The 14,563-nt window shown below is 67.9% G+C and carries 17 protein-coding genes; 6 read left to right on the forward strand and 11 right to left on the reverse strand.

Features of this window, described 5'->3' with window-relative positions:
• Window positions 1-21: 21 nt before the first annotated feature.
• The gene (locus AB6806_RS24445) at window positions 22-789 is read left to right on the forward strand and encodes a DUF1223 domain-containing protein (RefSeq protein ID WP_166652912.1); all 768 of its coding nucleotides are present in this window, start codon (window positions 22-24) and stop codon (window positions 787-789) included.
• A gap of 31 nt (window positions 790-820) precedes the next feature.
• On the opposite strand, the gene AB6806_RS24450 is transcribed toward AB6806_RS24445, so the two are convergent.
• The 3 genes from AB6806_RS24450 to AB6806_RS24460 all read right to left on the reverse strand — a co-directional run bounded on the left by AB6806_RS24450 (window position 821) and on the right by AB6806_RS24460 (window position 2,938).
• Entirely contained in the window at window positions 821-1,426 is a 606-nt protein-coding gene (locus tag AB6806_RS24450) for a TPM domain-containing protein (RefSeq protein ID WP_370955742.1), read from the reverse strand.
• Entirely contained in the window at window positions 1,426-2,235 is an 810-nt protein-coding gene (locus tag AB6806_RS24455) for a TPM domain-containing protein (RefSeq protein WP_113254777.1), read from the reverse strand. The genes AB6806_RS24450 and AB6806_RS24455 overlap by 1 nt, the downstream gene beginning before the upstream one ends.
• Before the next feature lie 100 nt (window positions 2,236-2,335).
• Window positions 2,336-2,938 carry a LemA family protein gene (locus AB6806_RS24460; protein WP_051987414.1) on the reverse strand — a complete coding sequence of 201 codons (603 nt, stop codon included), beginning with the start codon at window positions 2,936-2,938 and terminating at the stop codon, window positions 2,336-2,338.
• A 127-nt stretch (window positions 2,939-3,065) separates the two neighbouring features.
• Between AB6806_RS24460 and ggt the strand changes: the two genes are divergently transcribed.
• Window positions 3,066-4,802, forward strand: a complete 1,737-nt coding sequence (gene ggt / locus AB6806_RS24465) for a gamma-glutamyltransferase (RefSeq protein WP_142023449.1) — start codon at window positions 3,066-3,068, stop codon at window positions 4,800-4,802.
• A gap of 63 nt (window positions 4,803-4,865) precedes the next feature.
• Complete coding sequence (locus tag AB6806_RS24470) at window positions 4,866-5,558, forward strand: acid phosphatase (RefSeq protein ID WP_038358141.1); 693 nt, start codon at window positions 4,866-4,868, stop codon at window positions 5,556-5,558.
• Between the two features lie 3 nt (window positions 5,559-5,561).
• Here the strand turns inward: AB6806_RS24470 and AB6806_RS24475 are convergent, their stop codons facing one another.
• The 3 genes from AB6806_RS24475 to AB6806_RS24485 form a co-directional block, all read right to left on the reverse strand.
• A complete protein-coding gene (locus AB6806_RS24475; protein ID WP_142023450.1) occupies window positions 5,562-6,053 on the reverse strand; it encodes a hypothetical protein in 492 nt (163 codons plus the stop codon).
• Window positions 6,054-6,062: 9 nt separating this feature from the next.
• Window positions 6,063-7,295, reverse strand: a complete 1,233-nt coding sequence (rlmN, locus tag AB6806_RS24480) for a dual-specificity RNA methyltransferase RlmN (RefSeq protein ID WP_142023451.1) — start codon at window positions 7,293-7,295, stop codon at window positions 6,063-6,065.
• A gap of 92 nt (window positions 7,296-7,387) precedes the next feature.
• Entirely contained in the window at window positions 7,388-7,927 is a 540-nt protein-coding gene (locus tag AB6806_RS24485) for a hypothetical protein (protein ID WP_051987418.1), read from the reverse strand.
• 276 nt (window positions 7,928-8,203) lie between these two features.
• Here AB6806_RS24485 and AB6806_RS24490 point away from each other — a divergent pair, with 276 nt between their 5' ends.
• The gene (locus AB6806_RS24490; protein WP_142023463.1) at window positions 8,204-9,178 is read left to right on the forward strand and encodes an NADPH:quinone oxidoreductase family protein; all 975 of its coding nucleotides are present in this window, start codon (window positions 8,204-8,206) and stop codon (window positions 9,176-9,178) included.
• 5 nt (window positions 9,179-9,183) lie between these two features.
• Here AB6806_RS24490 and AB6806_RS24495 read toward each other — a convergent pair whose 3' ends face one another.
• On the reverse strand, window positions 9,184-9,558 hold the full coding sequence (locus AB6806_RS24495; protein ID WP_038358143.1) for a YkvA family protein: 375 nt from the start codon (window positions 9,556-9,558) through the stop codon (window positions 9,184-9,186).
• A gap of 179 nt (window positions 9,559-9,737) precedes the next feature.
• On the opposite strand from AB6806_RS24495, the gene AB6806_RS24500 reads away from it, so the two are divergent.
• Complete coding sequence (locus tag AB6806_RS24500) at window positions 9,738-10,523, forward strand: SDR family NAD(P)-dependent oxidoreductase (protein ID WP_038358145.1); 786 nt, start codon at window positions 9,738-9,740, stop codon at window positions 10,521-10,523.
• Between the two features lie 3 nt (window positions 10,524-10,526).
• Here AB6806_RS24500 and AB6806_RS24505 read toward each other — a convergent pair whose 3' ends face one another.
• From AB6806_RS24505 to ftsY, 4 genes are all read right to left on the reverse strand, one after another.
• The gene (locus AB6806_RS24505; protein ID WP_210245717.1) at window positions 10,527-11,237 is read right to left on the reverse strand and encodes an RES family NAD+ phosphorylase; all 711 of its coding nucleotides are present in this window, start codon (window positions 11,235-11,237) and stop codon (window positions 10,527-10,529) included.
• Window positions 11,237-11,650: an MbcA/ParS/Xre antitoxin family protein gene (locus tag AB6806_RS24510; RefSeq protein WP_038358148.1), complete on the reverse strand. Its 414-nt coding sequence runs from the start codon at window positions 11,648-11,650 to the stop codon at window positions 11,237-11,239. Before AB6806_RS24510 ends, AB6806_RS24505 begins: the two co-directional genes overlap by 1 nt.
• A 198-nt stretch (window positions 11,651-11,848) precedes the next feature.
• Window positions 11,849-12,493 (reverse strand): septation protein A, encoded by a 645-nt coding sequence (locus tag AB6806_RS24515; RefSeq protein WP_142023453.1) that lies wholly within the window; start codon window positions 12,491-12,493, stop codon window positions 11,849-11,851.
• On the reverse strand, window positions 12,490-13,746 hold the full coding sequence (gene ftsY, locus AB6806_RS24520) for a signal recognition particle-docking protein FtsY (RefSeq protein WP_142023454.1): 1,257 nt from the start codon (window positions 13,744-13,746) through the stop codon (window positions 12,490-12,492). Before ftsY ends, AB6806_RS24515 begins: the two co-directional genes overlap by 4 nt.
• 157 nt (window positions 13,747-13,903) lie before the next feature.
• On the opposite strand from ftsY, the gene AB6806_RS24525 reads away from it, so the two are divergent.
• Complete coding sequence (locus tag AB6806_RS24525) at window positions 13,904-14,563, forward strand: RluA family pseudouridine synthase (RefSeq protein WP_370955772.1); 660 nt, start codon at window positions 13,904-13,906, stop codon at window positions 14,561-14,563.

Consider the following 14,563-nt stretch of genomic DNA (forward strand, 5'->3'; position numbering starts at 1 on the left):
AGAAGTTGTCCGCAGAGTTCGATGATGTCCCCCGGCAAGCGCCTCATTGCTGTGACGATTGCGGCCCTCGCCATGGGCATCGCGACCGTTGACGCGCAGGCGCCCGGCAAGCAGCCGAAGGCGCTGCTTGAGCTGTTCACCAGCCAGGGCTGCTCCTCCTGCCCGCCGGCCGATGCGCTGGTGATCGAGCTCGCGAAGGACCCCGACCTCATCGCCCTGACGCTGCCGGTGACCTATTGGGATTATCTCGGCTGGAAGGACACGCTGGGGAAGGACTCCTTCGCCAAGCGCCAGAAATTCTATGCCAAGGCCCGTGGCGACGGGCAGGTCTATACTCCGCAGGTCGTCGTCAACGGCTCCGGCCATCTGGTCGGCTCCGACAAGGACGAGATCCAGAAGACGATCCGCCAGCTCGCCCCCTCCGGCTTCCCGGTCCGGATCGGGCTCGAGGAGAAGAGCGGCAATCTCGAGATCAAGCTCACGCCCTCGGGCCTGGCGAGCGAGCGAGCAGCCGGCGTCTGGGTCCTGCCGACGACGCGCCTGGCCTCGGTGCCGGTGACGCGCGGCGAGAACCAGGGCAAGACCCTGTCCTATGCGAATGTGGTACGCGGCATGGTCCGCGTCGGCGACTGGGACGGCAAGGAAACCACCATCACGGCCCCGCTGAGCGCCACCCAGGCGCCGGAGGCGGACGGCTACGTCGTCATCGTCCAGACCGACCAGCCGGGAAAATACGGCATGATGCCGGGGCCGATCCTCGGCGCCGCGCGCGGCAAGACGGCGCCCTGAGCCAGCATCCCGGCTCGGCAGGAGCGCAGCCTCAGAGCAGGATCACCTTGTTCGGCAATTCGTCGACGTCGCCGGGAACCGGTGGGACGTGCTGCGCCAGCACCGCGCCGACCGCATCCACTGCCGCGATGAGGCCTTCTGTCAGCCGGTCATCGCGCGCCGCTGCGAGCAGGGGCTCGATGATGCCGTCCCAGGTCTTTTCATCGACCCGCCCGTCGATGCCGGTATCGACCAGAATTTCGGCGTAGCGCTCCTGCAGCGCCACATAGAGCAGCACGCCGGTGCGCCCCTTCGTCCGCGTCAGCCCCCGCGCCGTGAACTCGCGCAGCGCCGCGTCATGGGCCCGGCGCCGCTTGATGAAGCCCGGCACGAAGCGCCCGCCGCGACCGTACCAGAGCAGCGCGCCGAGCAGGGTGAGGGCACAGAAGAGCTGGATCATGAAGATGCGCTGCGCGCTCATCGCCGTCAGCGAGATCAGCGGCCAGGGCACCAGCAGCGCGAGCGCCAGCGCCATCACCACCGGAACGTTGCGATAGCTCGACGCGGCCCGGTCGATGACGACGACGATCTCGCCGGCCGTGTTCAGCTCGGCGCGGCGCACCGCCTCGGCGATCGCATCCCTGTCGAAGGTATCCATCACCAGCTCCCCGAAGCGCCGCCGCCACCTGACGAGCCCCCGCCGCCCGAGAAGCCGCCTCCGCCGGAAAAGCCACCGCCCGAACTCCAGCCCCCGCCGCCGCTCCAGCCCGAGCCGGATCCCCAGCCCGAATTGCCCGGCGGCAGCACGATCCAGCGGCCGTCGCGTGTCCGGTATCGGCGCGCGCCGCCACTCTGCTGGCTCAGGCCCCGCAGGAAGGCGACGATGAACAGGAAGATCAGGACCATCGCGACGACGACGGCGATGTCCTCCTGAATCGTGCTCTCGTCAGAGCGAACCTCGGCGCGGCGCTGCCATTCCTCGGCGTCGCCCGCCAGGATGGTCAGGATGGCGTCGGTCCCGGCCTCGATGCCCCCGGCGAAATCGCCCGTCTTGAATTTAGGCGCGATCGCCGTGGTGATGATCACCTTGGAGAGCGCGTCGGTCAGCGCGCCTTCGAGCCCATAGCCGACCTCGATGCGGACCTTGCGCTCGTTCGGCGCCACGATCAGCAGCACGCCGTTGTTCTTCGCCTTCTGGCCGAGCTGCCAGTGCCGGTAGAGCCCGTTGGCGAAATCCTCGATCTCCAGCCCCTGCAGCGAAGGCACGGTCGCGACCACGACCTGGTCCGACGTCTTGTCCTCATGCGCCTTGAGCTTGTCCTCGATGCGCTGGCGCGCCTCCGGGGCGATGATGTTGGCGCCATCGACGACGCGGCCCGTGAGTGCCGGATAGGTCGGATCGGCGGCGAATGACGGCAGAGCGCAGAGGCAAAGGATCAGCGCGACGGCAGCGCGAAACCCCGTCATCCTCGGACGAAGCGAAGCGTAGATCCAAGAATCTCGTTTGGGAGATGCTCGGGTCGAGCCCGAGCATGACGCCACGCTCTGCCGCACGGGACCGTTGACCTCAGAACTTCACCGCCGGCGGCCGCTCGGCACCGGCCGTGGCGGTGAAGGTTTCCATCGGCTTGGCGCCCCAGAACAGCTTGGCCCAGATCACGCCCGGGAAGGTGCGGATCTCGGTGTTGAAGTCCTGCACGGCCTGGATGTAGTCGCGCCGCGCCACGGCGACACGATTCTCCGTCCCCTCGAGCTGCGACTGCAGCGCCAGGAAGTTCTGGTTCGACTTCAGGTCCGGGTAGCGCTCCACCGTGACGAGCAGCCGCCCCAGCGCGCCGGTGAGCTGGTTCTGCGCGTCCTGGTATTCCTTGAACTTGGCCGGGTCGCTGATGGTCGAGGCATCGACCTTGACCTGCGTCGCCTTGGCGCGGGCCTCGATCACGGCCGTCAGCACCTCGCGCTCCTGCGCGGCGTAACCCTTCACCGTCTCGACGAGATTGGGAATCAGGTCGGCGCGGCGCTGATACTGGTTCTGCACCTCCGACCAGGCGGCCTTCGCCTTCTCTTCCAGCGTCGGCACGTTGTTGTAGCCGCAGCCGGCGAGCGCGATGCCGAGAAGGCCGAGCGCGAACCAGGCCAGCGGACGGCGAAGCTGGGCGGAGAACGTCATGCCGAAAACCCCTTTTGGCAGCGTTGCAATGGTGTCGATTCGGACCTTACCTGTCGCGCCGCTCCGGTCAAAGCTGCCAGGGCGCGGCGAATGGCCTATGGTGGGCCGAACCCCGCCGGAGGCTTGCATGCGCTTCGCCCGACTGACCGTCTTGCCAGCCGCGCTTTTCGCCGCGCAGATCGCGATCGCGCAGCCTCTCGCCCCCGCGCCGGAGGCGGGAACCGGCCGGATCGCCAGGGTCGAGACGACCGCGCGGCAGTTCATGGCGGCCGCGGCCAATCCGCTCGCGGCTTCGGCCGGGCGCGACATCCTGCGCGCCGGCGGCAGCGCCACCGACGCCGCCATCGCCATCCAGCTCGTGCTCAATCTGGTCGAGCCGCAGAGCTCAGGCATCGGCGGCGGCGCGTTCTTCGTTCATTGGGGCGAGTTCGACCGCAAGGTGACGACGCTCGACGGCCGCGAGACGGCGCCCGCCGCCGCAAAGCCCGACCGCTTCATGAAGGACGGCAAGCCGATGCCGTTTCGGGAGGCCGTGATCGGCGGCCGCTCGGTCGGCGTGCCCGGCACGCTCAGGCTGCTGGAGGAGGCGCATCGGCGCTGGGGCAAATTGCCCTGGGCCGATCTGGTCGCTCCCGCACTCAAGCTCGCGGAGGAGGGCTTTGCGATATCGCCGCGCCTCAACGGCCTCCTCGCCGGCGACAAGGATCTCCCCAAAAATCCGCGCGCCGCCGCGTATTTCTACGAGACGGACGGACAGCCCAAAGCCGTCGGCACGATCCTGAAGAACCCGGCCTTCGCCGAAACATTGCGCGCTATCGCGGCACAAGGCGCGGATGCGCTCTACAAGGGCCCGATCGCCGAGGACATCGTCGCCACCATAGCGGAGCATCCGGGCAATCCCGGCGACATGACGCTTGCGGATCTCACGGCCTACAAGGTCGAGGAGCGCGAGCCGGTCTGCGGTGCCTACCGCGTCTGGCGGCTCTGCGGCATGGGGCCGCCGAGCTCGGGCGCCGTCGCCGTCCAGCAGATCCTCGGCATGCTCGAGCGCGTCGATCTCAGGCGGATGGGGCCGGGCCCCGAGGCCGCCCATTGGCTGAGCGAGGCCGGCCGGCTCGCCTTCGCCGATCGCAACCTCTATCTCGCCGACCCCGCTTTTCTCGCCGTGCCGGTGCGCGGCCTGATCGACCGCGACTATATCCGCTCGCGCGCTGCCCTGATCAGCCCGGAGCGTTCCATGGGCCGGGCGCAGGCTGGCGATCCGCCGCATCGGCGCGCCGGCTTGCTCGCCCCCTCCGAGGGCATCGAGCATGGCACCAGCCATATCTCGGTGGTGGATGCGGACGGCAACGCCGTCGCGATGACGACGACCATCGAGGGCGGCTTCGGCTCGCATCTGATGACGAAGGCCGGCTTCCTGCTCAACAACGAACTGACCGATTTCAACTTCGCGCCGGAAGAGGACGGCAAGCCGGTCGCCAACCGGGTCGAGCCCGGCAAGCGCCCACGCTCCTCCATGGCGCCCACCCTGGTCTTCGACGCCTTCGGCCGGCTTTACGCGGTCGCGGGTTCTCCCGGCGGCAGCCAGATCATCGAATTCGTCGCCAAGACGTTGGTCGCCTTGCTCGACTGGCGCATGGACCCTCAAGCTGCCGCCGATTTCGGCAATTTCGGCAGCCGCAACGGCCCGACCGAGCTGGAGGCGGGCACCGAGGCGGAAGCCTGGAAGGCGGCTCTGGAAGCGAAAGGCCACAAGGTCCAGCTCATGGAGATGACCTCCGGCACGCAGGTGATCGTCAAGACGCCGGAAGGGTTCGTCGGCGGTGCCGACGGCCGGCGCGAGGGCGTGGCGATCGGAGACTGAGCGGGTTCATCACGCTGTCATATTCTCGGCGCGTCCCTCCCCAGCCAACCAGGGACCGCCACCATGCGCCATTTCGCACTCGCCCTTCTGACTGCCGCCACGCTCGCCTTCTCGCCGGCCCAGGCCGAGGACGCCGCGCCGTTCACATCCGCCAAATCCGTCGATCTCCAGCTGTTCCTCAAGCCGCCGCCGGCCGATGATTCCGTGCAGACCAAGGCCGAGCTCGGCGAGGTGCTGACGCTGCAGGTCACCCGCACGCCGGAGATGGAGGCCAAGGCCAAGGCCGACGCCGAGGAGAATGTCTGGCGCTTCGCCGATGTGATGGGCCCCGCCTTCAAGCCGGAAGCGCTGCCGGTCTTCTCGGCCTTCTTCGATCGCGTCGTCGCGACCGAAGGCGCCGTCGTCGATCCGGCCAAGGACTCATGGAAGCGCCCGCGCCCGCATCAACTCAGCCCGCTGGTCAAGCCGGTGGTGAAGATCTCGAACTCCGGCGCCTATCCGTCCGGTCACACCACGGTCGGCACGCTGATGGGCATCGTCCTGTCGAACATGGTGCCGGAGAAGCGCGTGGAGATCATGAACCGCGCCTGGTTCTATGGCGAGAACCGCATCATCGGCGGCATCCACTACCGCTCGGACATCGAGGCCGGTCGCATCGCCGGTTCGGTCATCGCGGCGCGGATCATGGAACAGCAGGACTTCCAGACCGAATTCGCCGCCGCCAAGGCCGAGCTGCGCAAGGCCCTCGGCCTCTGACGATTACCGAGATATGGGGTCGGCGGGGCGCCTGTCGCCGCCGGCCTCGCGCCCGGCGATCAGCCAGTAGATGAAGCCCGTCGCTGCACCGACCAGGAAGAGCCCGGAGATGATCTGCAGCTCGGCCGGGCTCGGCGTGCGCGAAAGCCTCAGCATGGCCAACGGCAAGAGCGCCGCGAGCAGGCCGGTGAGCCCGCTCTGAACCAGCAGGCTGCGCAATCCGAACAGCTCCGAACCGACCGCCACCAGCACGACCGGCGCGACGATGATCGCAAGGCCCAGCCGCGCGATCAGGGCAAACGCCGCCTGCGCCGCCGGCGTCGGATCGACGCCGCTTTCCGCCAGGCCGAACAGGATGTCGAGCAGGCGTTCGATGCCGCCGCCGATCAGCAGCGCCACGGCCGGCGATGCGACGCTGGCCGCCGTCAGGAAGAACAGCCCCGCCCCCATGGCGACGAGGCAGGCGAAGGGGATCAGCAGCAGCCAGCGCAGCATCAAGCCGGCCTATTCCGCAGCCACGGCCGGCGCGGCGGCGTTGGCCTCGTCCTGCTCCAGCATCAGCCGGGCGCGCGCGGAGAGCTTCTCGGTCTCGCTCTTGAGCTGGCCGCAGGCGGCGAGGATGTCGCGCCCGCGCGGCGTGCGCACCGGCGAGGCGTAGCCGGCGCGGAAGACGATCTCCGAAAAGCGCTCGATCCGGTCCCAGTCCGAGCATTCGTATTTGGTGCCGGGCCAGGGATTGAACGGGATCAGGTTGATCTTGGCCGGGATGCCCTTGAGCAGCCGCACCAGTTCGCGCGCCTCGGCATCGGAATCGTTCACGCCCTTGAGCATGACGTATTCGAAGGTGATCCGCTTCGCGTTCGACAGGCCGGGATAGTTCCGGCAGGCCTCGAGCAGATCCTTGATCGGGTATTTCTTGTTGAGCGGCACCAGCTCGTTGCGCAATTCGTCGCGCACCGCATGCAGCGAGATCGCCAGCATCGTGCCCATCTCGTCGCCGAGCGGCCCGATCTGCGGCACCACGCCCGAGGTCGAGACGGTGATGCGCCGGCGCCCGAGCGAAAGCCCCTGATCGTCCGAGATCACGTCGATGGCGTCGCGCACCCCGTCGAAATTATAGAGCGGCTCGCCCATGCCCATGAAGACGATGTTGGAGATGAAGCGCCCGCCATCGTTCGGCACGAAGGCGCCCTCCGGCGGCTTGCGATTCGGGAAATCGCCGAGCCGGTCGCGCGCCACCATGAGCTGCGCCACGATCTCCTCGGTCGTCAGATTGCGCACCAGGCGCTGCGTGCCGGTATGGCAGAAGGTGCAGGTCAGCGTGCAGCCGACCTGGCTGGAGACGCAGAGCGTGCCGCGGTCGACCTCGGGAATGTAGACGCATTCGATCTCGGCGCCGCGGTCGCGCGGGCCGGTGGAGGGCATGCGCAGCAGCCATTTGCGGGTGCCGTCGGTCGAGACCTGCTCGGCGGTGACCTCCGGCAGATCGAGCGAGAAGTGCTGGGCGAGTTCGGCCCGCAGCCCCTTGCCGATCGTCGTCATCGCGTCGAAATCGCGCACGCCGTAATGGTAGATCCAGTTCCAGAGCTGGCCGACGCGCATGCGCCGCTCCTTCTCGGGAACGCCGATCTCGGACAGCGCCTCGGCCAGGCCGGCGCGTGTGCGCCCCACCAGCGAGGGGCGCCGCAAAACAGGTTCGGCCGCCGGGGCGGCAGTTTCAAGAACGGACACGGTCATCGGAGCTCTGTCGTCGCCCATGAGTGAAGGCGCGGAATTTCGCCGCTCCCTAGCACAGATGCGCGAAAAGCGGAAATCTCCCGCCGCGCGCCTTACTTGCAGGCGTCCTCGGCCCGCTTCACCGCCTGGGACATGCCCGAGAGCGAGTACTTGTCGGCGGTGGGATTGCCACGCTTGGACGTAGCCTTGATCTCGAGGCCCGCGCCACGGCGCAGCGCATCGAGCATCCGCGGCTCCTCCGCCGGATTTTTCAGCCACATGTTCTTGCCCTTGGCCACCAGGGCGAAACGCTCATTGCCGATGATCGCCTGATGCTCGACGCCTTCCTTGACGTCGAAATTCATGACGAAGCTGATCTCGTTGCGCACGCCCTCGGCCGGGCGGCTGGAGACGAAGAGGAGCCCCTCGACATCCTTGAGATTGGCCGGCATGCGGCTCTCGGCCTTGGAGAGGGCGTAGCAGACCTTGGTGCGGCCCTGCTGCGAGGAGAAGGCCTGCCATTTTCCGGCGGTTTCGAGCAGCATGGCCTGGCCCTGGCCGGCACTGGCCGGAGCGGCCGCGGCCGCCGCCGCGGCAGGCTTCGGAGTGGCCGGCTTCGGCTTGGCCGGCTGGGCCAGCACTGACCCGGCCATCAGCGTCATGCTTCCGACGAGCGGAAGCATGATTGCGAGACGAAGACGGCCACGAGCGCCGGAGGAAGGGAGCAAGCTGATCATGGACCGCCATCAGTCACTAAAATTCTTAATACCGCGTTTACCACCTGTTGATCAGGCGGCCTCGCGGTCGCTGGCGGCATAGAGTGTCACGATCCTGGCGAAAATGCGAATGGACCGGAGGCGCCGATCTGTTCCGCCGGGCAGCACGCCATGGCACCATCGCGCCTCCCGAAGGACGGCGACGGACAGACGATGAAAGCCCTGCTCTGCGAACATCACGGCCCGGCCGAGGAACTGGCGATCCGCGACCTGCCGGAGCCGATACCCGCTCCCGGAGAGGTCGTCGTCGCCGTCACGGCGGCGGCGCTGAACTTCTTCGACACGCTGATCATCCAGAACCGCTACCAGACCAAGCCGGCCCTGCCCTTCTCCCCCTCGGCGGAATGCGCCGGCACCATCGCCGCCATCGGCGAGGGCGTCACCGGCTGGCAGATCGGCGAGCGCGTCGCGGCCTGGCTGGGCCATGGCGCGGCACGTGAGAAGGTCGCGGTGTCGGCCGAAGCGCTGATTCGCGTACCGGAGAAGCTCTCCGACGCACAGGCCGCCGGCCTCTTCGTCACCTATGGCACGGCGATGCACGGGCTGATCCAGCGCGCCGGGCTGAAGGCAGGCGAGACACTGGCGATCCTCGGCGCCTCCGGCGGCGCCGGCCTCGCCGCCGTCGAGATCGGGGCGCTGCTCGGCGCCCATGTCATCGCCTGCGCCTCATCGGCCGACAAGCTCGCGCTCGCCCGCGAACACGGCGCGCAGGAAGAGATCGACTACGGCACGAACGACATCCGCGCCGCCCTGAAACGGGTGACGGCGGGACGCGGCGTCGACGTGCTCTACGACACGGTCGGCGGCGATCTGGCCGAGCCGGCGTTGCGGTCAATGGCCTGGGAGGGTCGCTATCTCGTCGTCGGCTTCGCCGGCGGCACGATTCCCAAGATCCCGCTCAACCTGCTGCTGCTGAAGGGCTGCGACCTGCGCGGCGTCTTCTGGGGCGAATTCGTCACCCGCGAACCGGCCGCGCATCGCCGCAACATGGAGCGCCTGCTGGACTGGGCGGCAGGCGGCCATATCCGCGCCCATGTCCATGCCGCGATTCCCGTCGAGCGCTGGACGGAAGCCTATGCGCTGATCGGCAACCGCCAGGCCAAGGGCAAGGTCGTGCTAACGTTCTGAAGCGCTCAGAGATCAGCCATCGCCGTTTTCGCCCTCTCGCGATGCTCGGGCTTGATCGAGCCCGCCACGGCCGCGATGGCCGCCGCGATCACCGCCGCATCGTCGGTGAAGCCGATCAGCGGCATGAAGTCGGGAATCGCATCCAGCGGCAGCACGAAATAGCCGAGCGCTGCGAGCAGCGTCAGCTTGACGCGCCGCGGCGTCTGCGGATCGCGCGTGCAGAACCACGCCGCCAGCAGATCCTCGGTGAACGGAATACGCTTCGCGACGCGCTTGAGGCGGGCCATGAAATCGGCGCCGAACCTCGCTTCGTCACGCAGGCTCTTGCGGATCGCCTCCATCTCCTCGCGGCTGAAGCTTGCGCTGAACCCCTCGCTCATCCCTGTCTTTCTCCTTGGCGTCGGATGACGCCGATGATCGCGCGCTCCCAACCGGCGCGCCATGTCGAAAGATGGCCCCGTCGCAATCCTGCACAAGAGGCCTGCCGGAAAACCCGCTTGGAACAGGAGGAAACGCCCTCTAAACCGGCTCCAGAACCAGGATTGACGGGAAACGCGCCATGAAACTCGATTCCTCCCTCGCCGCCATCGTCACCGGCGGCGCCTCCGGCCTCGGCGAGGCGACCGCGCGCATGCTGGCGGGCCAGGGCGTCAAGGTCGCGCTGCTCGACCTCAACGCCGAGCGCGGCGAGGCGGTCGCTAAGGAGATCGGCGGGGTCTTCTGCCCCTGCGACGTCACCAGCGAGGCTTCGGTCGACGAGGCGCTGGCCAAGGCCCGCGCCGCCCATGGCGTCGCCCGCATCATCGTCAACTGCGCCGGCATCGCGCCCGGCCGCCGCGTCGTCTCAAAGAAGCGCGACACCGGCGAGCTCGTCGCCCACGACACCGCGACCTTCGAGAAGGCGGTCGCGATCAACCTCGTCGGCACCTTCCGGGTCATCGCCAAATCCGCCGCGGCGCTGGCCGCGCTCGAGCCGATCACGGCCGATGGCGGACGCGGCGTCATCATCTGCACGGCCTCCGTCGCGGCGGAGGATGGCCAGATCGGCCAGGCCGCCTACGCCGCCTCGAAGGCCGGCGTCGCAGGCATGACGCTGCCGATCGCGCGCGATCTCGCCTCGGTCGGCATCCGCATCGTCACCATCATGCCCGGCCTGTTCGAGACGCCGATGTTCGCGGGGCTCCCCGAGGAGGCCAAGGCCTCGCTCGCCGTTTCGGTGCCGCATCCCTCGCGCCTCGGCAAGCCGGAGGAATACGCCGCGCTCGCCCGCAGCATCGTCGAGAACGACATGCTGAACGGCACCGCGATCCGCCTCGACGGCGCGATCCGGCTCGCGCCGAAATAGGCCTCAAACGATGCGGTAGACCTCGCCGGCGCTGCGGTCCCGGTAGAGGTCCACCCGCTCGCCGTTCCAGTGATAGTCGAGATGCCGGCCCTGCACCGGATGGCTCGCGCCATCGGGATAGAACAGACCGGCGCATTCGCCGCCCGGACAGCGCACGCTCGAATAGACCACCCCTTCCGAGCCGGCATCCCTCAGGCGCTCGCCGAGCAACTGGCTCTGCGCATAATCGGCCGGATCGAGCAGCGCCGCCGCCGCCTCGCCCAGCCCGCGCAGATCATGCAATCCGGCATCGATATCGAGCACGATCTCGCGGAACTGCGAGGTCCAGCCCGGCGGCTGCGCTGTCGCCAGCATGAAGCGGGCGTGATGATGCACCGTTTCCAGCAAAGCGACCTCGAAGCGGTCGCCGGCATAGAGCACGCCGAAGCCGCCAGCGCTGAAGCGGCTCGGCCGGTCCGGGCTGACATGGGTGAAGGGCGCCATCAGCCAGCTCGCCCCCGGCCCGGAGATGCGCCGTTCGGGCGGCACGAGATCGAGATTGCCGATCGTCTCCATCAGGCGCGGATTGGTCTTCTGCTCGGCCGCGATCAGCAGCGGCCAGTCGGCGGGATCGGCGATATCCTCGAACAGGTCGATCGGCGGGAAGATGCTGCGGATGATCCGGACCGCACCGCGCCATTCAACCTGCGCGACCGGCAGATCAGCCGGATCGATCACCAGCCGCCCCGCTCGGCATCGAGCAGGCGGCGCACCCGCATCAGGTCGGTCAGTTCTCCGCCCAGCATGATGTCGAGCGCCGATTTTCCGCCGAAATCGCGGTTGGGGCGCTTGATCCAGTCATAGCCGCGCTGCGGCTCGGCGAAGATCAGCCGGAGCGCCTTGTGGATGCCCATCAGGTTCGAGAGCCGCGCCTTGCCATCACGCGAGATGCGGCCCACGCCGCCGGCTTTCCAGCGGGCATAGGTCCGCACCGGCAGGTCGATCAGAACGGCCGCCTCGTCGTCGGTGATCCGCCAGAGCCGGAACAGGTTGACGGCGGCGCGGAACATCGCGCCCGCCTCGTCATCGCTGATCGGGTCAGGAACGAAATCGCGCTGGGCGGTCTCGATGCGCAGCAGGGCGCTCATGGCATCTCTCTCCATTTGGCATAAAATGGAGAGAATTTTGCCAAATGGCAAGTACCTCTCAAAAACGCCGCCGTCATCCCGGACAAGCCGCGAAGCGGCGCCGATCTGGGATCCATGCCTGAACCGTTCCGGAATCGATCCCGGGTCTGCGCTTCGCTCCGCCCGGGATGACTCGCGTGAGAGCAAGCGAAATCCGGCCTATTCCTCGGTCTTCGCCGGCTTGATCTCGTGCTTCAGGATCAAGGGCGTCTGCGCCAGCGCGAAGATCATGGTCAGCGGCATCACGCCCCAGACCTTGAAGGCGACCCAGAAATCCTGGGTCTGCGTGCGCCAGACCGCCTCGTTCAGCGCGGCCAGCACGAAGAAGAACAGGCCCCAGCGGAAGGTCAGCTTGCGCCAGCCCTCCGCGTCGAGCTGCAACACCGTCTCCAGCACCAGCGACAGGAGCGACTTGCCGAAAAAGAGGCCGCCGAGCAGCACGCAGCCGAACAGCGCGTTCACGATGGTCGGCTTGACCTTGATGAAGAAGGCGTCGTCCAGCGCCAGCGTCAGCCCGCCGAAGACGGTGACGACGATCGCGTTCACGATCGCCATGCGCGGCAGATAGCCCATCAGCACCCGCGACAGCACCAGCGCCACCAGCGACGCGACGATGAAGATGCCGGTCGCAACGAAGATGCGCCGGTCCTCGGCGACATGGAACAGCCGGTCGCCATAGGAATTCGCGAAGAAGAAGATCGCGAGCGGCCCGAACTCCAGCGCGAGCTTCAGAAGCGGGCTGACCGGCCTGCCCTTGGCCTCCACCGGAATCGGCCGGGTGGTTTCGCTTGCGCCATCGCTCACGCCGCTTCTCCCAATCCCGCCACGGCGCGGGCGAAATCGCGCGCCGAAAACGGCTCCAGATCCTCGACGCCTTCGCCGACGCCGATGAAATGCACCGGCAGGCCGAACTGCGCCGCCAACGCCACCAGGATGCCGCCGCGCGCCGTACCGTCGAGCTTGGTCATGACGAGGCCGGTCACGCCGGCCGTCTCGCGGAAAGCTTCCACCTGCGAAATCGCGTTCTGGCCGACCGTGGCGTCGAGCACGAGCAGTGCCGCATGCGGCGCGTTCGCATCCTGCTTGCGGATGACGCGCACGACCTTGGCGAGCTCGTCCATCAGCCCCTGCTTGTTCTGCAATCGCCCGGCGGTGTCGACGAGGAGCACATCGGTGCCGTTGGCTTTCGCCTTCTGCAGCGCCTCGAAGGCGAGGCCCGACGCATCCGCCCCCTGCTGGCCGAACACGACCTCGGCCCCGGTGCGTTCACCCCAGACGCGCAATTGCTCGATCGCCGCCGCGCGGAAGGTATCGCCGGCCGCCAGCATCACGGATTTGCCTTCAGTGCGGAATTTCGCCGCGAGCTTGCCGATCGTGGTGGTCTTGCCCGAGCCATTCACGCCGACCATCAAGATCACGAACGGCTTTTTCGTGGCGTCGACCGCCAGCGGATGAGCGACCGGCATCAGGATCGCCTCGACCTCGCGCGCCAGGATCGCCTTCACCTCAGCCGGATCGATCTGCTTGTCGTAACGGCCTTCGCCGACGGCCTTCGCGATCCGCCCCGAGGTGGCGAGGCCGAGATCGGCCTGGATCAGGATGTCCTCGAGATCCTCCAACGTGCCGGCATCGAGCTTGCGCTTGGTGAAGAGGTCGGTGATCCCCGTCGTCAACGCCGAGGAGGTGCGCGACAGCCCCTCCGTCAGCCGCCGCCACCAGCTCCGCTTTGGTGGCGGCACCGGGATGGGAGCAGGTTCGGGAGCGGCAACGGACTCGGACGGCGGAACAGCGATAGCGACGGGTTCCGGCTCCGGCTCGACAGGCGTAACCTCCTCAACCGGAACAGGTGGTGCGGGGGCCAGCGCATCGGCGACAAGCGCTTCCGCCTCGACAGCCGTCGTGGGAGCAGCCTCTTCGACGTCCGGCTTCGATTCCTCGACCGGCTCAACAACCCGCTCGATCACCGGCTCGGGGGCCGGCACCGGCGCGGCCTGCTCTTCCTCGCGTCCGAACAGCCTCGAAAAGAAGCCGCGTTTCTTGGGCTCAGTCTCGCTCATCGCCATCCTGTCTACGGTTCGGCGGGCATCTTCAGTTGCGCCGCCGGGCCGGCTTAGCTAGCGCAATGCCATGGCGCAGCCGCTTCAACCAGAAAATTCGCAAGCCTCGGGCCAGGTCGACGCCGAGCTACCCGTGCCGCTGCTCTATCGCGACGCCATGATGCTCGTCATCGACAAGCCTGCCGGGCTGCCTTCGCATCGCGGCCCGCAAGCGAAGCGCCGCATCATACCCGTGCTGACCGATTATCTCGACCAGCTCCGCTTCGGCCTGCCGCGCAAACCGGAAGCGGCGCACCGGCTCGACAAGGACACCTCCGGCTGCCTCGTCCTCGGCCGCCATCCCCGCGCCATGGCCGAGCTCAACCAGATGTTTCGCGACGGCCGGATCGACAAGACCTATTGGGCGATCGTGCAGGGCGAGCCCGCGCAGGACGAGGGCTTGATCGATCTGCCGCTCGCCCGTCGCTCGCCTGAACGCGGCTGGTGGATGAAGGTCGATCCCGCCGGCCTGCCCTCGCAGACGCGCTATCGCGTGCTCGGGCGTGGGCAAGGCGAAGGCGGTCCGCTGGCCTGGCTCGCCATGGAGCCGCTGACCGGACGCACCCATCAGTTGCGCGTCCACTGCCAGGCTTCCGGCTGGCCGATGCTCGGCGATGAAATCTACGGCAGCGCGCCGCGCGAGGGCGGACCCGGCCTTCAGCTCCACGCCCGCGCGATCACCGTGCCGCTCTACCGCAAGCGCGAGCCCATCCATGTCGAGGCGCCGCCACCGCCGCATATGCTGGCGGCGCTGAAGGCTTGCGGTTGGAGTGGCTGA

It is taken from the genome of Allobosea sp. RCC_152_1, from assembly GCF_041360765.1.
GTDB classification, from domain to species: domain Bacteria; phylum Pseudomonadota; class Alphaproteobacteria; order Rhizobiales; family Beijerinckiaceae; genus Allobosea; species Allobosea spartocytisi.